The 24,818-nt window shown below is 33.5% G+C and carries 24 protein-coding genes; 20 read left to right on the top strand and 4 right to left on the bottom strand.

Annotation, left to right across the window (positions count from 1 at the left end):
• The first annotated feature begins 19 nt into the window (after positions 1–19).
• The 14 genes from pgmB (at position 20) to K6T82_RS16225 (ending at position 16,272) form a co-directional block, all read left to right on the top strand.
• Positions 20–673 (top strand): beta-phosphoglucomutase, encoded by a 654-nt coding sequence (gene pgmB, locus K6T82_RS16160; protein ID WP_223707595.1) that lies wholly within the window; start codon positions 20–22, stop codon positions 671–673.
• A gap of 193 nt (positions 674–866) precedes the next feature.
• Entirely contained in the window at positions 867–3,170 is a 2,304-nt protein-coding gene (locus K6T82_RS16165) for a glycoside hydrolase family 65 protein (protein WP_223707597.1), read from the top strand.
• 27 nt (positions 3,171–3,197) lie between these two features.
• Positions 3,198–5,312, top strand: coding sequence for a glycoside hydrolase family 97 protein (locus K6T82_RS16170; protein ID WP_223707599.1), 2,115 nt, complete (start codon positions 3,198–3,200; stop codon positions 5,310–5,312).
• Positions 5,313–5,424: 112 nt separating this feature from the next.
• A complete protein-coding gene (locus tag K6T82_RS16175) occupies positions 5,425–6,138 on the top strand; it encodes a carboxylesterase family protein (RefSeq protein WP_223707601.1) in 714 nt (237 codons plus the stop codon).
• A 30-nt stretch (positions 6,139–6,168) separates the two neighbouring features.
• Positions 6,169–8,031, top strand: coding sequence for a glycoside hydrolase family 13 protein (locus tag K6T82_RS16180; protein ID WP_223707603.1), 1,863 nt, complete (start codon positions 6,169–6,171; stop codon positions 8,029–8,031).
• A 102-nt stretch (positions 8,032–8,133) separates the two neighbouring features.
• Complete coding sequence (locus tag K6T82_RS16185) at positions 8,134–9,801, top strand: alpha-amylase family glycosyl hydrolase (protein WP_223707605.1); 1,668 nt, start codon at positions 8,134–8,136, stop codon at positions 9,799–9,801.
• Positions 9,802–9,995: 194 nt separating this feature from the next.
• Positions 9,996–10,673, top strand: coding sequence for a glycerophosphodiester phosphodiesterase (locus tag K6T82_RS16190; protein WP_223707608.1), 678 nt, complete (start codon positions 9,996–9,998; stop codon positions 10,671–10,673).
• Positions 10,674–10,829: 156 nt separating this feature from the next.
• Positions 10,830–12,038, top strand: coding sequence for a BaiN/RdsA family NAD(P)/FAD-dependent oxidoreductase (locus K6T82_RS16195; RefSeq protein WP_223707610.1), 1,209 nt, complete (start codon positions 10,830–10,832; stop codon positions 12,036–12,038).
• 6 nt (positions 12,039–12,044) lie between these two features.
• Positions 12,045–12,692: an HAD family hydrolase gene (locus tag K6T82_RS16200; protein WP_223707612.1), complete on the top strand. Its 648-nt coding sequence runs from the start codon at positions 12,045–12,047 to the stop codon at positions 12,690–12,692.
• A gap of 2 nt (positions 12,693–12,694) precedes the next feature.
• A complete protein-coding gene (locus tag K6T82_RS16205) occupies positions 12,695–13,267 on the top strand; it encodes a Crp/Fnr family transcriptional regulator (RefSeq protein ID WP_223707614.1) in 573 nt (190 codons plus the stop codon).
• 60 nt (positions 13,268–13,327) lie between these two features.
• Positions 13,328–14,002 (top strand): MBL fold metallo-hydrolase, encoded by a 675-nt coding sequence (locus tag K6T82_RS16210; RefSeq protein ID WP_223707616.1) that lies wholly within the window; start codon positions 13,328–13,330, stop codon positions 14,000–14,002.
• A 73-nt stretch (positions 14,003–14,075) separates the two neighbouring features.
• Complete coding sequence (locus K6T82_RS16215) at positions 14,076–14,795, top strand: hypothetical protein (RefSeq protein WP_223707618.1); 720 nt, start codon at positions 14,076–14,078, stop codon at positions 14,793–14,795.
• A gap of 10 nt (positions 14,796–14,805) precedes the next feature.
• Positions 14,806–15,558 carry a hypothetical protein gene (locus tag K6T82_RS16220; protein WP_223707620.1) on the top strand — a complete coding sequence of 251 codons (753 nt, stop codon included), beginning with the start codon at positions 14,806–14,808 and terminating at the stop codon, positions 15,556–15,558.
• 6 nt (positions 15,559–15,564) lie between these two features.
• Entirely contained in the window at positions 15,565–16,272 is a 708-nt protein-coding gene (locus tag K6T82_RS16225) for a carboxypeptidase-like regulatory domain-containing protein (RefSeq protein ID WP_223707622.1), read from the top strand.
• Here the strand turns inward: K6T82_RS16225 and K6T82_RS16230 are convergent.
• The gene (locus tag K6T82_RS16230) at positions 16,256–17,236 is read right to left on the bottom strand and encodes a tetratricopeptide repeat protein (RefSeq protein WP_223707624.1); all 981 of its coding nucleotides are present in this window, start codon (positions 17,234–17,236) and stop codon (positions 16,256–16,258) included. The two genes, K6T82_RS16225 and K6T82_RS16230, sit on opposite strands and share 17 nt — an antisense overlap.
• Before the next feature lie 51 nt (positions 17,237–17,287).
• The gene (locus tag K6T82_RS16235; protein ID WP_223707626.1) at positions 17,288–17,764 is read right to left on the bottom strand and encodes a TspO/MBR family protein; all 477 of its coding nucleotides are present in this window, start codon (positions 17,762–17,764) and stop codon (positions 17,288–17,290) included.
• A gap of 152 nt (positions 17,765–17,916) precedes the next feature.
• Between K6T82_RS16235 and K6T82_RS16240 the strand changes: the two genes are divergently transcribed.
• The 6 genes from K6T82_RS16240 to K6T82_RS16265 all read left to right on the top strand — a co-directional run bounded on the left by K6T82_RS16240 (position 17,917) and on the right by K6T82_RS16265 (position 23,275).
• Entirely contained in the window at positions 17,917–19,023 is a 1,107-nt protein-coding gene (locus K6T82_RS16240) for a diphosphomevalonate decarboxylase (protein ID WP_223707628.1), read from the top strand.
• Between the two features lie 29 nt (positions 19,024–19,052).
• Complete coding sequence (locus tag K6T82_RS16245) at positions 19,053–19,403, top strand: four helix bundle protein (protein ID WP_223707630.1); 351 nt, start codon at positions 19,053–19,055, stop codon at positions 19,401–19,403.
• A gap of 30 nt (positions 19,404–19,433) precedes the next feature.
• The gene (locus tag K6T82_RS16250; RefSeq protein WP_223707632.1) at positions 19,434–20,372 is read left to right on the top strand and encodes a mevalonate kinase family protein; all 939 of its coding nucleotides are present in this window, start codon (positions 19,434–19,436) and stop codon (positions 20,370–20,372) included.
• A 66-nt stretch (positions 20,373–20,438) separates the two neighbouring features.
• Positions 20,439–21,029, top strand: a complete 591-nt coding sequence (locus K6T82_RS16255) for a DUF502 domain-containing protein (RefSeq protein ID WP_223707635.1) — start codon at positions 20,439–20,441, stop codon at positions 21,027–21,029.
• A 60-nt stretch (positions 21,030–21,089) separates the two neighbouring features.
• Positions 21,090–22,046 (top strand): geranylgeranylglycerol-phosphate geranylgeranyltransferase, encoded by a 957-nt coding sequence (locus K6T82_RS16260; protein ID WP_223707637.1) that lies wholly within the window; start codon positions 21,090–21,092, stop codon positions 22,044–22,046.
• A 320-nt stretch (positions 22,047–22,366) separates the two neighbouring features.
• Positions 22,367–23,275 carry a pseudouridine synthase gene (locus K6T82_RS16265; protein WP_223707639.1) on the top strand — a complete coding sequence of 303 codons (909 nt, stop codon included), beginning with the start codon at positions 22,367–22,369 and terminating at the stop codon, positions 23,273–23,275.
• Positions 23,276–23,338: 63 nt separating this feature from the next.
• On the opposite strand, the gene K6T82_RS16270 is transcribed toward K6T82_RS16265, so the two are convergent.
• Positions 23,339–23,941, bottom strand: a complete 603-nt coding sequence (locus tag K6T82_RS16270) for a DUF937 domain-containing protein (RefSeq protein ID WP_223707641.1) — start codon at positions 23,939–23,941, stop codon at positions 23,339–23,341.
• A 265-nt stretch (positions 23,942–24,206) separates the two neighbouring features.
• Positions 24,207–24,707 (bottom strand): DUF456 domain-containing protein, encoded by a 501-nt coding sequence (locus K6T82_RS16275; protein ID WP_223707643.1) that lies wholly within the window; start codon positions 24,705–24,707, stop codon positions 24,207–24,209.
• Between the last annotated feature and the right edge of the window lie 111 nt (positions 24,708–24,818).

Consider the following 24,818-nt stretch of genomic DNA (forward strand, 5'->3'; position numbering starts at 1 on the left):
AAGAATAATTTCCCCTAAGATGAAAAAGGCATTTATATTCGACCTTGACGGCGTAATAGTTGACACCGCTAAATACCACTTTTTGGCGTGGCAAAAAATCGCTCAGTCATTAAATATAAACTTTACACACGAAGACAACGAACTTTTAAAAGGCGTGAGCCGCGTTCGTTCTCTAGATATTATACTTGGATTAGGCAATGTTCAAGCTTCGCAAGAAGACAAAGACAAATGGCTGATTCAAAAAAATGAAGATTATTTATCTTATTTAGTTGACATGGACGAAAGTGAGATTCTTCCAGGAGTTTTTAAAATTCTTCAACTTTTAAAAGAGAAAAATCAAGGAATTGCATTGGGTTCTGCCAGCAAAAATGCAAGACCAATTTTAGAAAAAACAGGAATCATTTCGTATTTCGATGTTATTGTTGACGGAAATGACGTTACCAATGCAAAACCAGATCCTGAAGTTTTCTTAAAAGCGGCTCAATTATTAAACATTGATCCAAAAAATTCAATTGTATTTGAAGATTCTGTTGCCGGAATTCAGGCAGCAAATATTGCAGAAATGGTAAGTGTTGGAATTGGTGAGGAAACAATTTTACATGAAGCTGATCATATTTTTAAGGATTTTACCCAAATCACACCAGGCTTTATTAACGACTTAATTAGTCAATGAGAAAATTTGATAATTAGATAATTCCTAAAAATGAGAATAATTTAATTACCACTCAACAAATTGTATCACAAAAAAAAATGTAAAACACCAAGCAATTCAAAAGGTAAAAAATAGCGTCCAACAGATAATTATCTAATTATCAAATTGCCACATTATCTAATTACCCTAATTGCCACATTATCTAATTTAAGAGATGAATCAAGATTATATAAAACCAGACAATTGGTCCATAATAGAAGAAGGATTTGATGTCGAAAGAGTAAAATCGTCTGAAAGTCTTTTTAGTATCGGGAACGGTGCTATGGGACAGCGTGCGAATTTTGAAGAGAAATATTCTGGAGAAACTTTCCAAGGAAGTTACATTGCAGGTATTTATTATCCAGACAAAACAAAAGTGGGCTGGTGGAAAAACGGTTATCCGAAGTATTTTGCCAAAGTTTTAAATGCTCCAAACTGGATTGGAATTGATATTGAAATCAACGAAGAAAACCTTGATTTACACAATTGTACCGAAGTTAGAAATTTCCGTAGAGAATTGAATATGAAAGAAGGATGGTACAACCGTTCTTTTGAAGCAGTTCTTAAAAACGGAACTGAAATCTCGGTAAATATCCGTCGTTTTCTTTCTTTAGATTTAGACGAAGCTGGAGTGATCAAATACGATATTACACCTTTAAATAAAGATGCAAAAATCGTTTACAAACCGTATATCGACGCTGGTGTAACCAATGAAGATGCAAACTGGGAAGAAAAATTCTGGGAGCCTCTTGAAGTTAAAAAAGGGACAAACGAAGCTTTTGTAACGGCTCAAACTTTCAAAACGCATTTTAAAGTTACGACTTTCATGCACAATACGATTTTGGCAAATGGCGAAAACATCAATGTTTCTCCATCAACAATCGACTCAACAACAGATAAAGTTCAGTACACTTACGGGACAATTATCGCAAAAGGACAAACCTCAACAATCCAAAAAATTGGAGGTTATACAGTTTCTTTAAACCATGAAAATACTTTGGCTGGAGCAGAAAAAGTAATCAAATCTGCTGTGGCGCTAGGATACGAAAAATTACTTCAAAACCAAATCGATGCTTGGGCAAAAGTTTGGGAAATGTCAGATATCACGATTGAAGGTGATGTTAAGGCACAGCAAGGAATTCGTTTCAATATTTTTCAATTGAACCAAACATATTCAGGAAAAGACAGCCGATTAAACATTGGTCCGAAAGGATTTACTGGAGAAAAATACGGCGGATCTACTTATTGGGACACTGAGGCGTATTGTATTCCGTTTTACATGGCTACAAAAGATCAGCAGGTTGCGAGAAATTTATTGACGTATCGTTATAATCAATTGGACAAAGCGATTGAAAACGCGAAAGACAATTTAGGTTTCAAAAACGGTGCAGCTTTATATCCGATGGTTACCATGAATGGTGAAGAATGTCACAACGAATGGGAAATCACACACGAAGAAATCCACAGAAATGGAGCGATTGCTTTTGCGATTTACAACTATTACCGCTACACGGGAGATTACTCTTATATTCCGGAAAAAGGCTTAGAAGTTTTAATCGGAATTGCGCGTTTCTGGCATCAGAGAGCTTCTTTTTCTAAAGATAAAAACCAATATGTAATTCTTGGAGTTACTGGTCCAAACGAATACGAAAACAACATCAACAATAACTTCTACACGAATTACATTGCAAAATGGTGTATTGATTTTGCTTCGGAACAAATCGAAAAAGTGGCTTCAGAATATCCTGCAGATCACAAAAGAGTAATGGAAAAAGTTAGCCTTTCGGCGAATGAAATTCAGGAATGGAAAAAAGTGGCAGATGATATGTATTTCCCAGTTTCTGAAGAACTTGGAATTTATTTACAGCAAGATGGTTTCTTAGACAAAGATTTAGTTCCTGTAAAAGATTTAGATAAATCACAGCGTCCAATTAACCAAAAATGGTCTTGGGATCGCGTGTTGCGTTCGCCATACATCAAACAGGCAGACGTTTTACAAGGTTTTTATTTCTTCGAAGATCATTTTTCGAAAGAAGAATTAAAACGCAATTTCGAGTTTTACGAATCATTTACGGTTCACGAAAGTTCGCTTTCGCCTTGCGTACACTCGATTCAGGCTGCAGCTTTAGATAAAATGGACATGGCATATACATTTTATTTAAGAACTTCTCGTTTGGATTTGGATGATTATAATAAAGAGGTTGAAGAAGGTTGTCATATCACGTCAATGGCCGGTACATGGATGAGTATCGTGGAAGGCTTTGGAGGAATGCGTGTTAAAAATGACCAGCTTCATTTCTCACCAAAAATCCCAAAAGAATGGGAAGGTTATTCGTTTAAGATCAATTTCAGAAACCAAATTTTGAAAGTTACTGTAAATCACAACGAAACAACTTTTACTGTAGATGGCGATCAGGATTTAACAATTGTAGTGAATGGAAAACCACAAACAATAAGTAAATTCGCTCAAATAAATTAAATTACAATACTCTAAAATCTAAAAAACATGAAAAACTTATTTTTCGCAAGTTTGGTTTTGTTTGCCGTTAGCACGATTGCTAATGCGCAGCAATTAAAATCTCCCGAAGGCAAGTTCGTAATGGAATTTTCGCTTCAAAGCGATGGAACTCCAACTTACAACTTAAAATACAAAAACAAAGAAGTTGTAAAAACCAGTAAATTAGGTCTTGAACTTAAAGATGATAAAAAATCTTTGTTGAACGACTTTACAATTGCTGACACTAAAACCTCAACTTTTGACGAAACTTGGAAACCAGTTTGGGGAGAAGTAGATCACATCAGAAATCACTATAATGAGTTAGCTGTAACTTTAAACCAAAAAAGCACAGACAGACAAATCGTAATCCGTTTTCGTTTGTTTGATGATGGTTTAGGTTTTCGTTACGAATTCCCAGCGCAAAAGAATCTTACTTACTTTGTAATCAAAGAAGAAAGATCTCAATTTGCCATGACTGGAGATCACACAGCTTTCTGGATTCCTGGAGATTACGATACTCAGGAATACGATTATACAAAATCTAAATTATCTGAAATTAGAGGTTTATCTCAAAAAGCATACACAGCAAATGTTTCTCAAAAATCTTTTTCTCCAACAGGAGTTCAGACTTCTTTGATGTTAAAAACAGCTGACGGAATCTACATCAACTTGCACGAAGCGGCTTTGATTGATTATTCTTGTATGCACTTGAACTTAGATGATAAAAACTTAGTTTTTGAATCTTGGTTAACGCCAGATGCAAAAGGAGACAAAGGTCATATGCAAGCGCCAAATCATTCGCCTTGGAGAACGATTATCGTAAGCGATGATGCAAGAGAAATTCTTTCATCAAAAATGACTTATAACTTAAATGATCCATCAAAAATTGAGAACACTTCTTGGATTAAACCAGTTAAATATATTGGTGTTTGGTGGGAAATGATTACAGGAAAAAGCTCTTGGTCATACACTAACGATTATCCAACAGTTCAATTGGGCGTTACCGATTTCGCGAAAGCAAAACCAAACGGAACGCACGGAGCTAACAATGCTAACGTAAAAAAATACATTGACTTCGCAGCGGCAAATGGTTTCGACGCTGTTTTAGTTGAAGGATGGAACGAAGGCTGGGAAGACTGGTTCGGACATTCTAAAGATTATGTTTTTGATTTCTTGACTCCTTATCCAGATTTTGACGTAAAAGGTCTTCACGAATATGCTAAATCTAAAGGTGTAAAAATCATTATGCACCACGAAACTTCTGGTTCTGTGCGTAACTACGAACGCCACATGGATGCTGCTTACAAATTCATGAACGATAACGGATACGATGCTGTAAAAAGTGGTTACGTAGGTGATATTTTGCCAAGAGGTGAAAACCACTACAGCCAATGGATTGTAAACCACTACCAATATGCAATCGAAAAAGCAGCTGATTACAAAATTATGGTAAATGCTCACGAGGCTGTTCGTCCAACTGGAATCGCAAGAACGTATCCTAACTTAATTGGAAACGAAGCAGCAAGAGGAACAGAATACCAAGCTTTTGGTGGTTCTAAACCAAATCACGTAACGGTTTTACCTTTCACAAGATTAATCGGTGGACCAATGGATTATACGCCTGGAATCTTCGAAATGGATATCAGCAAAATGAATCCTGATAACAAATCGCATGTAAACAGTACAATCTGTAACCAATTGGCTTTATATGTTACAATGTACAGCCCGTTACAAATGGCTGCTGATACTCCAGAAAACTACAACCGTTTTCCAGATGCTTTCCAATTTATTAAAGATGTGGCTGTAGATTGGTCAGAAAGTAAATATATCGAGGCTGAGCCTGGAGATTTTATCACTGTTGCTCGTAAAGCGAAAGGAACAAACAACTGGTTCGTTGGAAATGTAAACGGAGAAACTGCTCGTACATCAAACATCGATTTCAGTTTCCTTGAAAAAGGTAAAAAATACACCGCAACAATTTATGCTGATGCAAAAGATGCGCATTACAAAACAAATCCGCAGGCTTATACTATCAAGAAAATTGCTGTAACTAATAAATCAAAATTATCTCAGTTTTCTGCTCCAGGAGGAGGTTATGCGATTAGCATTATTGAAAAGAAGTAATTTTCTAAAAGACAAGTAATTTTCCCCCATAATTACTTGTCTTTTTACTATCAAATCAAATTAAGAAGTTAAATTTGAGAGAACTATTTTCTTCATCTTTAGATAAATTAATATGAGCTTCAAACTTAATTTCTTCATTTTTCTTTTTGTTCTTTTTGGTTTTAATGCCTATTCGCAAACCAAAACAAAAGTATCTTATGATTATCTTTTGTATTTGCCGAAAGATTATGCGAAAGGAACCAAAAAATATCCGCTAGTAATTTATTTGCATGGCGGTTCGCAAAAAGGAAACGATCTGAATAAACTGAAAATCTACGGTCTTCCCTATTTAGTAGAAAAAGGTCAGAATTTCGATTTTATAATAGCTTCTCCGCAATGTCCGGATAATAAATACTGGTCGACTGAGAATTGGTTTGAATCGCTTTATGCCGAATTAAATTCGAAATATAGAATCGATACAGACCGAATTTATCTAACAGGAGTTAGCATGGGAGGATATGGAACATTTATTGTTGCGATGGATTTTCCAGACAAATTTGCTGCAATAGTGCCACTTTGTGGTGGAATTAACGACAGCGATACAACAAGAGTATGCAATTTGAGTAAAATCCCTGTTTGGACTTTTCACGGAACTGCCGATGATAAAATTCCAATCACAGAAACCGAAAGAATTGTAAAAGGCTTGGAATCATGCGAAAGCAATAAAAATTTCAAGTTTACCCGTTTGGAAAGTGAAGGTCATGAAATTCAGTATTTATACGAAACAAAACCTGAAATCTACAAATGGATGCTCAAACAGAAAAAATCAAATAAAGTCAAACCTTGATTTTATTACACATTCATAAAAATACAAACTATGAAAAACCAAAAAACATCACTTATCTATAAATTAGCCCTTTTGGTTTTGTTGTTTTCTGCTTCCGCGAAAGCACAAATCCAAAAAGTAGAGCCGCCTTTCTGGTACGCAGGAATGAAAAATTCGGAACTGCAAATTATGTTCTACGGAAAAAACATTTCGCAATACGAAGCTTCGGTTTCTAACAATGTTGCGATTAAAAATGTCGAAAAAACAGAAAATCCAAACTATCTTTTCGTAACCATCGATACGAAAGATGTAAAAGCTTCTGAATTGGTTTTCTCTTTCAAAAACAATAACAAAGTTGCTTTTAAACAAAAATATACGCTTAAAGAAAGAAGAGCGAATTCTGCCGACAGAAAAAGCTACGATGCCTCTGATTTGATTTACTTAATCATGCCAGATCGTTTTGCAAACGGAAACCCTAAAAACGACAGCGATGCTTCTTTAACTGAAAAAGCAAACCGTCAAGATCCTAGCGGACGTCACGGTGGAGATATCGAAGGAATCATCAAAAACTTAGATTATATTTCGGCTCTTGGCGCGACTACAATCTGGAGCACGCCTTTATGCGAAGACAACGACAAACAGCATTCGTACCATACTTACGGACAATCTGATGTTTACAGAATTGACCCGCGTTACGGAACGAATGAAGATTATGTTCGTCTTTCTAATGAAATGCATAAAAAAGACATGAAACTAGTTATGGATTATGTTACTAATCACTGGGGAATTACACACTGGATGATGAAAGATATTCCAACGAAAACTTGGTTCAATCAATTCGAAAACTTTACACAAACACATCATAGACGTGAAGTAATTACAGATATTCACGCTTCAAAAATCGATCAGGAAGTTTGTGTTGACGGCTGGTTCGTACCTTCAATGCCGGATTTAAATTTAAGAAATCCACTTGTTGCAAAATACTTAACTCAAAACGCCATTTGGTGGATTGAATATGCCAATCTAGATGGTTTCCGTGTAGATACTTATAACTATTCAGATAAAACGGCAATGGCAAATTGGGCAAAAGCGATTACAACTGAATATCCTAATTTCAATATTGTAGGTGAAATCTGGATGCACAATCAGGCGAATTTAGCTTTTTGGCAAAAAGACAGTAAAGTGGGAGCTATTGAAAACTACAATTCAAACCTTCCATCTGTAATGGATTTTACGCTTCAAAGTCAGATCACTTCTGCTTTCAACGAAAATGAACCAACTTGGGACAATGGATTGATTAAATTCTATAACAATTTTGCAATGGATTTTCTATATCCAAATACCAATAATATTTTGGTTTTCACCGAAAATCACGACACCGATCGTATGAACGAAAAGTTCAAATACGATTTACCAAAATACAAACTGGCAATGACTTTACTAGCTACAGTTCGTGGAATTCCGCAAATCTATTACGGTTCAGAAATTGGAATGGGCGGTGATAAAGGCAAAGGCGGAGATGCCGATATTCGTCAGGATTTCCCAGGCGGATGGGCTGGCGACAAAAACAATGCTTTTACAAAAGAAGGAAGAACTGCGGAACAAGCTGCGTTTTTTGATTTCAGTTCAAAATTATTCACTTGGAGAAAAACAAACGAAGCCGTTCATTTCGGAAAAATGACGCATTATATTCCTGAAAACAATACTTATGTATATTTCAGATATACAGATGCTAAAACTGTTATGGTTGTTTTCAATAACAATGCAAAAGAACAAGTTGTAAAAACAAACCGTTTCAAAGAAAGCATCAAAAACTTCAAATCAGGAAAAGATGCTATCACAGGAAAAACATTCGATTTAGCTTCTGAAATCACACTAGAACCAAAATCAGCTCTGATTTTAGAATTGGAATAAAAATATTTTTAATTTTTTCCGCCACGAATTCACGAATTTTTATCCTCAAAGATTGTCAAAAAAATAATTCGTGAATTCGTGGCGGAAATTTATAGATATGTTATGAAAAAATACACTTTCCTTTTTTTATCTTTAGTATTCATAATTACGGGTTGTTCTGGCTCAAAATCAGTTACAATGAATAACAACAATACTTCGAAAACACCTTTCGTTTGGGAAGGAGCAAATGTTTATTTTTTACTTACAGACCGTTTTTACAACGGTGACAAATCAAACGATTTAAATTTCAACCGAACCAAAACGCCCGGAAAACTACGTGGATTTGAAGGCGGAGACATCATCGGAATCACAAAAAAAATTGAATCAGGATATTTTGAAAAATTAGGAATCAATGCCATTTGGCTTACGCCGATTGTAGAACAAATTCATGATGGCGTTGACGAAGGAACGGGGCTTAGTTATGGTTTTCACGGTTATTGGGCGAAAGATTGGACGGCTTTAGATCCTAACTTCGGAACAAAAGAAGATTTAGCCAATTTGGTAAAAATAGCACACGAAAAAGGAATCAGAATAGTTCTGGATGGTGTAATTAATCATACAGGACCAGTAACTCCAGAAGATCCTGTTTGGCCTTCTGACTGGGTTCGAACTGGCGTTGTCTGCGATTACAAATCTTTCGAAAATACTACAATGTGTACTTTGGTTGAAAATCTTCCTGATGTAAAAACCGAAAGCACTCAAAATGTAGAATTGCCTCCTTTTTTAATAGAAAAATGGAAGAAAGAAGGCCGTTACGAAAAAGAAGTTGCTTCATTAGACGAATTCTTTAAAAGAACAGGTTATCCAAGAAGTCCGAAATATTACATTATAAAATGGTTGACCGATTATATTCTAGAATTCGGAATTGACGGTTACCGCGCCGACACTGTAAAACACACCGAAGAAGGCGTTTGGGCCGATTTCAAAAAAGAATGTGATTACGCTTTTGAAACTTGGAAAAAACACCATCCAATGCAGGTTTTAGATCAGAATCCGTTTTACACCATTGCAGAAGTTTACGGTTACGGAATTAGCGGTGGACAGGATTATGATTTTGGAGATCGAAAAGTCAATTATTTCCAAAATGGTTTCAACAGCATGATCAATTTTGAATTTAAATGGAATGCAGGTCAAAGCGATTATGAAACTTTATTCTCGAAATATTCGAATCATTTAAATAATGAATTAAAAGGATATTCTGTTCTTAATTATATGTCTTCGCACGACGACGGACAACCTTTTGATGCCAATCGTGTAAAAGGTTTCGAAGCAGGAACAAAACTCTTGCTTTCACCTGGAATGTCACAAGTTTATTACGGAGACGAATCGAACCGATCTTTGGTTGTTGAAGGAACTCAAGGTGATGCAACCTTACGTTCGAACATGAATTGGGACGATATTCAAAACAATGATGATACAAAATTCATGCTTTCACACTGGCAAAAATTAGGTCAGTTTAGAAGAAATCATCCTGCGGTTGGTGCGGGAGTTCATAAACAATTAAGCAGTAATCCATATTTGTTTTCAAGAACCTATTCTAAAGGATCGTTTACAGACAAAGTATTAATCGGCTTAGATTTACCTGAAGGGCGTAAAGAACTTTCTGTATATTCTCTTTTCGAAAACGGAACTAAATTACGAGATGGTTTTTCTAATCAAGTAACAGAAGTTGTTGATGGAAAAGTGATTATTGACAGCGAATTTGGAATTGTTTTATTAGAAAAAATTTAACCGCAAAGACGCAAAGGTTTACGCAAAGCGCGCGAAGGTTTTTTAGCCACAAATTGCACAAATTTTCACAAATTTAAAATGAGTAAAAAATTCGTGGAAATTCGTGGAATTCGTGGCTATATAATTTTTAATAAATTCCTTGTGACCTTTGCGTAAAACTTTGCGACCTTTGCGGTTAGAAAAAAACGCAGAAAATGCTAAAAATAGCTCATAGAGGTGCAAAAGCATACGAACCTGAAAATACACTTCAAGCTTTTCAAAAAGCCTTAGACTTACATTCAGACGGAATCGAACTGGACGTTCATTTAAGTTCCGACGGACATATTATCGTAATTCATGACGAAACTATAGACAGAACAACTAACGGAAAAGGTTTGGTAAATACTTTTTCATTATCTGAATTAAAATCTTTTCTGATTGATGAAAAATATCAAATTCCAACTCTAAATGAGGTTTTTGATTTGGTTGACAAAAAATGTCTGATCAATATTGAATTAAAAGGTTTAGGAACTGCTCCTAATGTTGTCAGGTTAATTGAGCAATATGTTTCAGAAAAAAAATGGAATTACAATAATTTTATAATTTCAAGTTTCGATTGGAATATGCTTCAGGAAACTTCGAGTTTAAATCCAAATATCCCGATTGGTGTTTTAACAGAAGAAAATATCGATACTGCTTTGGCTTTCGCCGAATCGATAAAAGCAAAAGCAATTAACCCAGATTTTCAGTTATTGAATAAAGAAAACGTTCTGCAAATTCAGGAAAAAGGATTCTTGGTTTTCCCTTGGACAGTAAACTCTGAAGAAGACATTCAAAAAGTAAAAAGTTATAAAGTAAACGGAATTATCTCTGATAATCCAGACAAAATATAAGGTTTAAAAATAGCCACAGATTAAAAGTTTTTTTGCCACAAATTCCACAAATTTTCACAAATTAAATGCGAAAATCAATTTGTGAAAATTTGCGGAATTTGTGGTTAAATAAAAAAATTAGTGCCAATTAGTGTAATTCGTGGCAACCAAAAAAATATGATTAAAAATTTCGACATCATCATCGTTGGCGGAGGCGCTGCAGGTTTTTTTACCGCAATTAATATTGCCGAGAAAAACCCAAAACTGAAAATCGCCATTTTAGAAAGAGGAAAAGAAGTGCTTTCTAAAGTCCGCGTTTCTGGTGGCGGACGATGCAACGTTACACACGCTTGTTTTGAACCTAACGAATTAGTGAAATTTTATCCTCGTGGTGAAAAAGAACTTCGTGGGCCATTTCATCAGTTCTGTTCTGGAGATACAATTGAATGGTTTGAAAAACACGGTGTCGAATTAAAAATCGAAGAAGACGGAAGAATGTTTCCTGTTTCCAATTCGTCACAAACCATAATTGACTGTTTTTTAAAAGCAACCGAAAAATTAGGAATTAAAGTTTTGACAGGACAAAGCGTTCAGTCGATTTTCAAAAAAGAAAATCATTGGAAAATTGATACGCAATCTGACAACTTTGCTACAGAAAAATTAGTAATGGCAACTGGAAGTAATCCTAAAATCTGGGAAATGCTTCAGGAACATGGTCACGCTGTTGTAAGCCCTGTCCCTTCTCTATTTACTTTCAACATCAAAGATCCTCGAATTAAAGAATTGCCTGGCGTTGCAGCACAAGTTACTGTAAATGTAAAAGATACTAAACTAGAATCTACAGGACCTTTGTTAATCACACATTGGGGAATGAGCGGACCAGCAATTTTAAAACTTTCGGCTTGGGGAGCGCGCATTTTACACGATAAAAATTATCAGTTTACCATTTTTGTGAATTGGTTAAATGACGTTGATTTTGAAGATGCTGAAAAAATCCTAAAAGATTTAAAACAAGAACACGCTAAAAAAGCAGTTTCTAAAAAATCTCCTTTTGATTTTCCGAATCGTTTATGGGAAAGTTTGGTTTTGGCTTCGGGAATTGATGCGGAAACCAAATGGGCGGATTTGTCTAAAAACCAATTGCAAAACCTAACTTCACAATTAACAAAATCTGAATTTAAAGTCAACGGAAAAAGCACTTTTAAAGAAGAATTTGTAACCGCTGGCGGAATCGACTTAAAGGAAATCAACTTCAAAACAATGGAAAGCAAAATTCACGAAAACCTTTATTTTGCTGGTGAAATTGTCAATATCGATGCCATAACAGGAGGATTTAATTTTCAGAATGCCTGGACAAGCGGGTTTATTCTGGCTCAAAATATTTAATAGAAAATGAAATTTAAAGGAATTATTTTTGATTTAGACGGAACATTGGTCAATTCATTAGAAGACATTTCAGACGCAATGAATAAAGTGCTTCAAGGTCTAAATTTCCCAACTCATACTTACGAAACCTATCAATATTTTATTGGAAGCGGTTTGCGAAATCTAGTCAGCAAAGCACTTCCGGCAACCAACAATTCAGAAAATCAGATCGAAATTTGTTTTGAATGTATGATTAAAGAATATCGCGAAATCTGCACGTTGAAAACTAAACCTTACGACGGCATTGTAGAGTTGTTAGAAAACCTGACTTCACAAAACATCAAAATGGCGGTTTTCTCCAACAAAGCTGATGAATTGACCAAGAAAATAGCATCAGAAATTTTTCCAAATCATTTTGATCAAGCGGTTGGTTTAAGTACAGAAGCACTTAAAAAGCCAAATCCGTTTGAAGCTCTAGAGATTGGCAAAAAATGGAATTTAAAACCTGAAGAAATCCTTTTTGTGGGTGATTCTGATATTGACATGCAAACTGCCGTAAACGCAAATATGTTTCCTGTTGGCGTTACTTGGGGTTATAGAACCGAAGAAGAATTGAAAAACAGCGGTGCGAAACTGGTTGTCAATACAGCTTCAGAATTAATTGAGATTCTATAAAAATGCATCTTTCATTACAAAAACAAATCACAGCGATTGCCTCTTTTTCTGAAAATGAAATTGAGACAATCGCTTCTTGTTTTGAATATGAAACTTTTAAGGCCAAAGAAGATCTTTCGGAAATGGGAAAAATCAGCAACACCATTTTTTTCATTCTTAATGGATTAGCGAGAGTTTATTATTTAAAAGATGGAAAAGAAATCACAACTTATTTAAGTTGCGACGAAGGTTTTATTGCCTCCTATTCCAGTTTCATCAATCAAACGCAATCTTTTGAGAATATTCAATGTATTGAAGATTGCGAAGTACTTTCAATTACTTTCGAAAAAATGCAGTTTCTGTATCACGAAATCCCAAATTGGGAACGCGTCGGAAGAATTTTAGCGGAACAGAATTACCTTTGCATGGCAGACAGAGTTTTAAAATTGCAAATGATTCCTGCCAAAGAAAAATACCAGACTTTTTTAGCATCGGCTCCAGCCAAAATCATTCAGCGAACACCTTTAATTTACATCTCTTCTTTTCTCGGGATTACTCCAGAATCACTGAGCAGAATCCGTCAGGACATTTCTTAACATTTATCAAGTGGATTGAAAAACCGAATTCGAATCTTTGTCAAAATAAAATTTGAAAAGATGAAGAATATCGCCAATGACGTTTACCAAATTCCCTTATTTCCTCGAAACGCCATTAATTGTTATTTGATTGAAGATGTTTTAATTGATGCTGGAATTAGAACTTCTGCCAGTAAAATATTAAAAGCAATAAAAGACAAATCGGTTATCCAACACGCATTAACACATGCTCACGCCGATCATCAGGGAAGCAGTAAAATAATCTGTGAAACTTTGAATATTCCGCTTTTATGCAGCGAACCTGAAAAAGAATTTGCTGAGAACGGAAATGTCATTACAGAATACCCAAATCCGAATCATATTATTTCGAAATTTCAGAAGAATTTCTGGGCAGGAAAAGGACATTTTGTTTCTGAAATTTTAAAAGAAGGCGATCAAATCGGCGGATTTACGGTTATTGAAACTCCGGGACACTCCAGAGGTCATTTATCTTTTTTTAGAGAAAAAGATGGCGTTTTAATCGTTGGTGATGTTATGACGAATATGAATTTATTGACTACAAAAGTTGGTCTGCATGAACCTCCACATTTATTCACTTCCAATCAAGAAATGAATAGAAAATCGATTTTAAAATTGGCTTCATTACAACCGAAAATATTGTGTTTTGGTCATGGCCCTATTTTAGTTAACAATGGAGAATTAGAGAAATTCAAAAATTCTATTTCATTTAATTAACAAGAATTTACAGATTCCGTAAGTTTTCGTTAAGACTATTCTAATAATTTTACTCTCAACTAATTAATCCTATATGAGAGTAAAATTACTTACCACAATTTCTATTTTCACTTATCAACTCAGCGTTTCTCAAACAGAAAAAGTGTTAAATGGAAAAGTTCTTTCTCAAAATATGCCCCTTAATAAAGTGGAAGTAATTAATAAAACCGCTAAAACCAGCACACGAACAAATGAATTGGGAGAATTTTCAATTCTGGTTCGCCCAAAAGACAGTTTACTTTTTTTCTCTAAAGATTACTCTTTCAAACGACTAAAAATTTCTCAGGACAATATTGATCAAAATAATATTATGGTTAATATGATTTTGAAACCTGAGGAATTAGATGAAATTGTAATTACCAAAATTTCATTTCCTAAAGTTAAAGTCGCCGACGAAAATTCTACAATAGTGCCACTGCCACCAATATCAAATTCTGGCGTTTATTCTGGCGGTATTGCAAATGGAGCCGATTTACTGGCTATATTCAGTTTGTTTCGGAAAAAGGACAAAAAAGCTAAAGCAAAATTCAACGAATTAGATTTTAAAAAATTAGCCGAAGCTACAGTCCCTTTAGATTTTTTTACCAATGATTTAAAAATAATGCCAGAAGAAAAAGATTTGTTCTTGCAATTTTGTGATGCTGATCCACAAGCTAAAACTCTTGTAGAACGCAAAAATTTACTTTACACCATGGACTTTTTAATTACCAAAAATAAAGAGTTTAAAAAATTAAATTCAGGAATTAAAAACTAAAAGCCATTACATGAAAGTAAAATTACTCACTATAATTTCATTTTTTACGTATCAACTTAGTATTTCTCAAACAGAAAAAATATTAAATGGAAAAGTTCTTTCGCAAAACATTCCGCTTGACAAGGTGGAAGTGATCAATAAAACGGCTAGAACGAGTACAACCACAAATGCATCGGGAGAATTTTCTATTGTCGTAAAAGCTCAAGACAGCATATTGTTTTTTGCAAAAGATTATTTATTTACAAGATTAAAAATTACAGCAAAAGAAATCGAAAACAATAATCTTATTGTAAAAATGATTCCGAAAGTAGAAGAATTAAATGAAGTGGTGATTTTAGACAAAAAAACTACCTCAATTTCACTCAGCAAAGAAGAAATAAAGGAAATCAAACTAAATAGTCATAAATCAAAAGAAGGATTAAAAATTGAAAATTTTTACGAAGTGAAAGCTGATCCCTTGAGTATTGATTTTATTAAGATTGGCAAACTGATTTATAATTTATTAAAAAAAGAGGAAGAAAAACCAAAAAAGGAAATTCCAAAAATTGATTTTAAGAAATTAGTCGCGAAGACCTGTACAGAAGATTTTTTTACCAATGATTTAAAATTAAATCTTGAAGAAAAAGAACTTTTCCTGCAATTCTGTGAAGCCGATCCAAAATCTAAAATACTTCTGGTAAATTTAAATACTCTTGAAACTATAGATTTTATGCGTACTAAAAATGAAGAATTTAGAAAGCTGAAAACTGAAATTAAAAACTAAATTTTGATGAAAATAAAACTACTTACTATAATTTCTTTTTTTACCTATCAGATCAGTATTTCCCAAAACGAAAAATTACTTCAAGGAAAAGTTCTTTCGCAAAACATTCCGCTTAACAAAGTGGAAGTAATTAATAAAACGGCTAAGACCAGTACAACAACAAATGAATTGGGAGAATTTTCAATTTTGGCAAAAGCGCAGGACAGTCTGCTTTTTTTCTCCAAAGATTACCTTTTCAAAAGATTAAAAATTTCTCAGGAAAACATGAATCAAAACAATATTATTGTGAATATGATTTTGAAACCTGAAGAATTGAATGAAGTTGTCGTAACGAATGTTGAGTTTGATAAAGTCAAGTTCGATGCAGATGCTGTTGCAGATGTATTAATCAGCAAAAATGCTAAAGATTTATTTTGGAATACAGGAGTTAATGATAATACAATTAGAGAAGGGCTTCGAGTTGCATTCCCTTTAAAAGGTAAACCGAAGAAAAAAATTGAACCTGAAGATGATCGTGTTAAGAAATTGATACTTGCTTATTGTCCGCCTGATTTTTTCATCAAAAATTTAAAACTAAAACCCGAAGAAAAGGAACTTTTCATAAAATTCTGTGATGCCGACCCAAAATCTAAAACACTTTTAGTAAATCCAAATGTTCTGACTGTTATGGATTTTCTTTATTTAAAAAATGAAGAATTTAAGACGCTGAAGTAATTCTTTTTAATTTCTTCCATTTTAAAAAAAACACAATGAAAGCGATTAGTAAAATCATTATTATTCCCGAAAGGATAATAATTGTTGTTTCTATTTGAGAGATATAATTCGAATATATATTCCCTTTGCTTTCTCTTAAAACTCGAAGTTGAGCCCCAAAACTCCAAGCTCTATCACGATAATGATCAACCTCGTGTTGTGCACTATTAATCATTCTTTCGACAATCAAATCGTCATTGTAATCGTACTTTCTAGCAGTTCTGTAAGTCTCTAACGCGCTATTGTTTTTTCCCAACAATTCTGCAAGATTTCCAAGTTCAAAAAGCAAAATTGAAATAATTTTATCTTTTGGTTCTATAAATGACATTCTTTCATTTACCTGAAAATATACTGATTGAGCCAATTTATCAATCTCTTCTTTAGACAATTTTGTTTTCGGTTCACGTGCTGTTCCAAAATTTGTATTAATTAAAAAAGGACCAGAAACATTCTCTAAATTCTTAATTTTGGCTTCTAATATTTTCAGATGAAGCCATTCTGATCCTTCATGAGATTTAGGATTAATAGCAATTGATTTCTTAATCCATTCATAGGCCTTTTGGTTTTCGCCCATTAATTCATAAAGTGTTCCTAAATTAGATGTTGTCGAATATCTATTGGGTTTAATTTTTTCAATATTTAGATATAATTTTAAAGCTTCATCATATTTTCCTAGAACAATCAAAAGATATCCCTTGTCTGATAAATAATCCAGATCTTTTGTTTTTTTATACAAACTATCAAGTTCAACAATCAATTCTGGAAAATCTCCCTTAAAAAAATTATGCCCTTGCGGATTAATTCCATCATAATCCTCATATGCATAAGCTCCATTTTTTAGAATTTTCGTTTCACCATTCAAGCAAGCAAACGCTTTAAATGAAATTAAAGCAAAAACAACTAGAAAAAACTTAAATCTATTCATAAAGTAAACGCATCGATTAAACTTGAAACAAAGAAAACCTGAAACTTGAAACTACTTATTCAACCACCAAATACTGGCGTTTAAAACAGTTGCAAATCCAACCCAAGCCAAATACGGAATTAATAAATAAGCTGAAATTTTATTGATTTTAATGAATTTCAAATAGGTTTCGTAAATCATCAACCACAACAGCACAATTTCGATTAAAGCCAACATCGGGTTTTTTAATCCGAAGAATAAATAAGACCAGATTGAGTTTAAAATCAATTGAATAATAAAAAACAAAAGTGCTTTTTTAACTTCTTCTGTATTTTCTTTTATTTTGTCCCAAACTAAAGCTGCCGCAATCGCCATTAAAATATAAAGCACTGTCCAAACGGGCATAAAAATCCAATTCGGCGGATTAAAAACTGGTTTTTCTAATGTCACATACCAAGTCTCAATACTTGGTCTTGTAACCAAACTTGCAGAGTATCCTACTGTTAAACAAATAATTATTGCTATAGGGATTTTTACGAACTTATTCATGTTGACAAATTTTGAATTCAAAAGTAATCAAAAGAAAAATTTAAACCATATAAGTTATATAAGTTCATTTTAGCAAAGCCAACTTATAATTTCTTATATTACTTATATGGTGAAAAAATTTAAAAGTTATCTTTGCCAAAATTTTATAATTCATGTATTCAGCAGCTGATTTTATTCCAACTTCATATACTTCAACAATCGAAAACGGAAACTTTGAGTGGAGCGCTCCGAGTAATATTGCATTAGTGAAATATTGGGGGAAAAAAGACAACCAGATTCCGGCAAATCCATCTGTAAGTTTTACTTTGAATAATTGTAAAACGATTACAAAATTAGGTTTTGAGAAAAGAACCACTTCGACTCCGCTCAGTGGGACAAATAGTTTTTCGTTTGATTTGCTTTTTGAAGGAAAACCAAAAGAAGACTTTAAACCAAAGATTCAGAAGTTTTTAGAAAGAGTTGAAGTTTATTTGCCGTTTTTGAAAGACTATCATTTTACAATTGATACTCAAAATACATTTCCACATAGTTCAGGAATTGCTTCTTCGGCTTCTGGAATGGCAGCTTTAGCAATGAATTTTATGAGTTTAGAAAGAAAACTGAATCCAGAAATGACGGATGCGTTTTTCTATCAAAAAGCTTCCTTTTTGGCTCGTTTAGGTTCTGGAAGTGCCTGTCGAAGTGTAAAAGGAAATGTTGTTGTTTGGGGAAATCAGACTAATATTGAAGGAAGTACAGATTTATTTGGAGTTGAATTTCCTTATACAATTCACGAGAACTTCAAAAATTATCAAGATACCATTTTATTGGTTGATAAAGGCGAAAAACAAGTTTCAAGTACCGTTGGGCATGATTTGATGCACAATCATCCGTATGCAGAAAGACGTTTTGCGCAAGCACACGAAAATCTAGATAAATTAATTGCCATTTTTGAAAACGGAAATCTAGATGAATTCATCAAAGTAGTAGAAAGCGAAGCATTGACTTTGCACGCCATGATGATGACTTCTATGCCCTATTTTATTTTGATGAAACCAAATACACTTCAGATCATAAATGCGATTTGGAAATTCAGAAATGAAACGCAGATTCCGGTTTGTTTTACACTTGATGCGGGAGCAAATGTTCACGTATTATATCCCGAAAACGTTGCAGAAAAAGTACTTCAATTTATTCAGGACGAATTAGTTGTATTTTGTCAGAATGGTCAGTACATTTGCGACAAAATTGGAAGTGGTGCATTATTAATTGATAATTGACAATTGTTAATTAATAATTGATTAAATTTATGGAGAGAAAAAACGTTATTAAAGAAAAATCCTTTGCTTTTGCAATTGAAGTGGTTAATCTTTATAAAGTTTTAGCCGAGAAAAAAGAATTTGTTCTATCTAGACAAATGCTCCGTTCAGGAACATCAATTGGAGCAAATATTAGAGAAGCTGAACATGCTCAAAGCAAAGCTGATTTTATTCATAAATTATCGATTTCATTAAAAGAAGCAAATGAAACTGAATATTGGTTAGATTTGCTGCACCAAACGAAATATCTGTCTGAGATAGACTTTCAAAATATTAAACCAAAAATAACAGAGTTATTACGATTATTAACAAGCATCGTAAAAACCTCAAAGAATATATAATTATCAATTGTTAATTATCCATTTTCAATTATGAAAGGACCTCTATTTTACTCAAAAATATTACTCTTTGGAGAATACGGAATTATCCGCGACTCTAAAGGACTTTCTATTCCTTATAATTTTTACAACGGTGCATTGAAGAAGTCTGAAGAACCTTCGGATGAAGCAATTGCATCAAACAAAAGTTTAAGAAGTTTTGCTTCTTATCTTGAAGTCCTTCATACACAGCAGCCGGATTTGGTTACTTTTGATTTAGAGACTTTAAAAAATGATGTCGAATCTGGAATGTATTTCGATTCTAGTATTCCGCAAGGATATGGTGTTGGAAGCAGCGGTGCGCTTGTTGCAGCTATTTATGACAAATATGCTATCAATAAAATCACGGTTTTAGAAAATCTAACTCGTGAAAAACTACTTCACTTAAAAAATGTTTTTTCTCAAATGGAAAGCTTTTTCCACGGAAAAAGTTCAGGTTTAGATCCGTTAAACAGTTATTTAAGTATTCCGATTTTAATTAATTCTAAAGATAATATTGAAGCAACTGGAATTCCAACCCAAAGTTTTGACGGAAAAGGCGCTGTTTTCTTATTAGACTCTGGAATTGTTGGAGAAACGGCTCCGATGGTTAATATTTTCATGGAAAATCTAAAAGACAAAGGTTTCCGTGCGATGCTTAAAAATCAGTTTGTAAAATATACAGATGCTTGTGTGGACAACTTTTTGCATGGCGATATGAAATCTTTATTCACCAATACCAAAAAGCTTTCTAAAGTTGTTTTAAATCATTTTAAACCAATGATTCCAGAACAATTTCACGGAATCTGGCAGCACGGAATCGACACCAACGATTATTACCTAAAACTTTGTGGTTCTGGCGGAGGTGGTTATATTCTTGGTTTTACAGAAGATTTGGAACGTGCAAAAACTGCCTTAAAAGATTACAAATTAGAAGTCGTTTATCAATTTTAATTCCCTTACAAGCCGAAGTTATTTGAGTCGATTTTCATAAGTTTTCATCCTAAAAAGTTATTTATTATGAAAAGTATTTTAAGAATAATCAAAGCAACTTTTTTAGGCGGAATTTTATTTCTTGCTCCTTTGGTCGTCTTGCTTGTTATTCTTGAAAAAGGATATGGCATCATCAAAAAAATTACATTACCACTTGTCACTAATCTTCCAAGGGTACATGTTTTAGGAATTGCGCTTCAGGAACTCATTGGAATAACCATTATAATTCTAATTTGTTTTGTAGCGGGTTTATTAGCAAGAACTAAAAAAGCTAAAGAGCTCATTCAGAAATTAGAAGATGGTATTTTAAGTTTTGTTCCTGGTTATTCATTTATGAAGAGCATGAATGAAAATATTATGGGAATTGAATCTAAAGAAAATTTAAAAGTAATCTTGGTTCCTACCGACGCTGGCTGGCAATTTGCTTTTTTGATCGAACAAATCGACGAAAACAATTTTACTGTTTTTGTTCCAGATGCACCAAATCCGTGGAGTGGCTCTGTGGTTTTTGTAGAAAAAAAAGACATCAAAGAAGTAGACATGACTCAAAAACAAGCCTTGGCCTGCATTAGAAAATTAGGTTTTGGGTCTAAAGAATTGTTAAAAAACAAACTCTAAATTTTTAAAATCAAAAATATCTTTTAACTTCCCTAATCTAATCTTTTACAAATTCTATTTATGTTAAGCAGACAGCACAAACTTTTGATAATGAAAATCGTTAGTCTGTTTTCTGTGGTTAGAGGTTACAACATTCCTATTATTGTTTTAGCCCAATATTTATCGGCAATCTTTATTTTGGCTCCAGAAATTAGGGCGCTGGATATTTTGCTTGATTTTTATTTATTTCTGATTGTTTTTGCTTCGGCTGTTACAATTGCTTCAGGTTACATCATCAACAATTTTTACGATAGTCAGAAAGATTTAATTAATAGACCCAACAAATCGATGTTGGATCGTTTGGTGAGCCAGAAAACCAAATTGACCGTATATTTCAGTTTGAATTTTTTGGCGGTTTTAATGGCATCTATCGTTTCTTGGCGCGCATTTTTATTCTTTTCTGCTTATATTTTTCTGATTTGGTTTTATTCGCATAAAATTAAAAAGTATCCTATTATTGGAAATCTAATGTCGGCTTTGCTTGCGGTAACTCCGTTTTTTGCCATTTTGCTGTACTTCTATAATAAGATTTCGTTTGAAGACATTGAAAATCACATGAGTCATTTTGTTGTCATTTCTGCACATGCAGTATTTCTTTTTTTACTTCTGCTGATTCGAGAAATGATAAAGGATTTAGAGAATCTGAAAGGAGATTTGGTAAACAACTACAGAACAATTCCGGTAATCTACGGAGAAAAAATTTCGAAACAGATTATTACAGCTTTGACTATTTTGACGATTGTTCCTGTTTATGTTTTAGTGAACATACATGACGTGGGTTATATGGACATTTATTTTTATGCTTCTTTTGGAGTTTTACTTTTTTTCCTGATTTTTTTATGGAAATCTGACTCGAAAGGACAATTTTTAAGACTTCATAATCTTTTGAAGTTCCTGATTGTTTCTGGCGTTTTCTGCATTGTTTTGATAAATCCGAGCGTATTGTGGCATGGGCGTGAATTGATTTCTAATTACTAAGTTTTTTTATTCCGCAGAGATACACGAAAAATTCACAGAGATTCGCAAAGTTTTTTTTGTCTACTTTATAAATATTTGCGAACAGCTAAATTGTTTAAAAGAAGCCAATTGTTTGAATCTAGCCCCGGTTGAAGTGGAAATCTTTTTATTTTTTTCTTTAAAAAATAAAAAATTGGGAACGAAAAACGGGAAACCATGTTAAAAAAAATGCCTGTTGTGATGCTTCTTATTCATCTAAAAATCAAAGCTATCAATCTAAGAACAATGAACTTAAGTTTTATTAGCAGGAAAAAACTATCTTTGCACAAATTAATGATTTTATGAACAACAAGGAAGGCAATAATAAAAGAGGCGGATCAAGACCAAACAGCTCAAGATCAAACTCTAGCAAGCCAAAACCACCAATGGCAAAACGTGCTCAAGGGCCGAAAAAAGAAAAGCCGGAGGTTAAAGCGGCGAAGGAAGCTGCTGAACAAAAACTTAAGAAACAAAACCAGGCTCCGAAAAGACAAAAAGCTTCAGATGAAATTCGTCTGAACAAGTACATCTCTAATTCTGGTGTTTGTTCTCGTCGTGATGCCGACATTTATATTCAGTCTGGAAACGTAAAAGTTAACGGAACTGTGGTTACCGAAATGGGGTATTTGGTAAAAATTAATGATGTTGTAAACTTTGACGGTGTTACTTTGACTCCAGAAAAGAAAGAATATATCTTGTTGAATAAACCTAAAAACTTCACGACTGCATTTGACGAAGGTCAGGAATTTCGTAACGTTCTAGAACTTGTTCGTGGCGCTACAAATGCAAAAATTGCTGCAGTTGGAAGAATGGACAAAAATACAACCGGTTTATTGTTGTTTACAAACGATACCGATATGATTCGTAAATTTACTTTACCGAATCAGAAATCATCTAAAATTTATCAGGTTTCTTTAGATAAAAACTTGAAATTTGAGGATTTGGAAAAAATCAGCAAAGGTTTGGTTCTTGACGGGCACCGCGTTTCTGTTGAAGAAGTAAGTTATATTGACAATGAACCAAAAAGCGAGGTAGGCTTAAGATTGCGTACAGCAAATGTAAAAGTGGTACGCGCTATTTTTGAATCTTTAGAATATAATGTACTACGTATTGACCGTGTTTCTTTTGCTGGATTAACCAAAAAGAATCTTCCAAGAGGAAACTGGCGCTTTTTGACTGATCAAGAGGTTATAAATTTGAAAAACATCTAATTAGATTCCGAATTAAAATCATACTAAATCCTGTTTTCTCTGAAAATGGGATTTTTTTTTATTTTAGAAACTAAAAAAGTTATGTCCGAAAAGTGTAAATATGGATCTTCCGATAGATTGGTTTTTATCTTCTACTGTTTCGTAACATGAAAAACCAAGGATAATTTTGATTCCGGGTGGAATACTATTTAAGATATCTCTTTTTTGATCTTCTAAAAGAAGTTTTAAACTTTCTAATAACTGAAGATTACATCTTAAATAAGAGATTACAAGAAGTGCCGAAAAGTTAAGTATTTCTCTGGCCGTTTCGCTTTTGATTCCGACTTCGTTGGAAACCATTTCTGAAATTCTACCTTTTTTGTTTGAAAATAATTCTTTCAATAAATCATTTCCTTCTAAGCGATAACAATCATCTACTGATAAAATTCTACCTGCATTAAAGTCGATTTCCTGATAAAAAGTAGAATCTTCTTCGACCATTGAAACGATGTGAGAGTAAAAATCTGATTCTTCTGCTTTGTTATAGAGACCCATTAAAATTGTACCTATCGAAACGTCAATTCCTTTTATTAAAAGTGCATCGTTCTCAAAATAAAACTTGTTTAACTTGGAGACAACATTTGAAGAAATAAAGCGTCTAAGTTCAATCTGTAGGTTGGGGGTCATACTCATAACTTAAAAAAATGATTATTTATACTCGTTTAAAATAATCGATAAAGTGAGGCTTTTTATCGTTTATCGAGATAAAAATATAAAATATTTTAACATTTCCAAAAATTAAGTTAAAAATTTAGTCTCTTAATAACCAAGAGTTAACAAAAAATATCTGTGAGTGCCTGTAAACACAACCCTTTCATTATCAAATTAAAATTTAAAAAAAATAAAATATTTTCGCCAGAGGCAATAATTTGAAGCAAAAGTTGTTACATAATTAAAATAAAATGTTTCGATATTCCCATACGATATTTAAAAAAATACCCAAATAAGCAATTGAAAACAGAAATTTGATAAAACTAGAGGCAAGAAATCCTAGTACAGATCCGGTAGCTGCCTTTAAAGCTCTTTTATGATTTTTTGAATCGTATAATAGTTCCCCGAAAAGAGCTCCAACAAATGGTCCGATTATCATACCAAACGGAAGAGGAGATAAAATTCCGATTATCAATCCGATGTTTGTTCCCCAAACACCATAAGAACTTCCGCCGAATTTTTTTGTTCCCTGGGACGGAATTACATAATCCAAAATGGTAATTATAACCATTACAACAAAAGTGATTCCCAAAACCCAGTAATTGTTTTCTACGGCTTTTGTCAGGTACAGTAACAGCAGACCAACCCAGCAACTTGATAATCCAGGCAAAACGGGAAGAAAACTGCCAAAAACACCAACAATCATGCAGATAAAGCCTAATAAGAGCAATAATAAATCCATATATTTTTTGTAATTTTAATTTCGAACTAAGTCAATTTGTACATGCATAATCTTCTTAAAATAATTCTATCTGTCTTACTCTTTGGCCTATTTACTAACGCAAATGCTCAG

It is taken from the genome of Flavobacterium potami (genome assembly GCF_020026915.1).
GTDB classification, from domain to species: Bacteria; Bacteroidota; Bacteroidia; order Flavobacteriales; family Flavobacteriaceae; genus Flavobacterium; species Flavobacterium potami.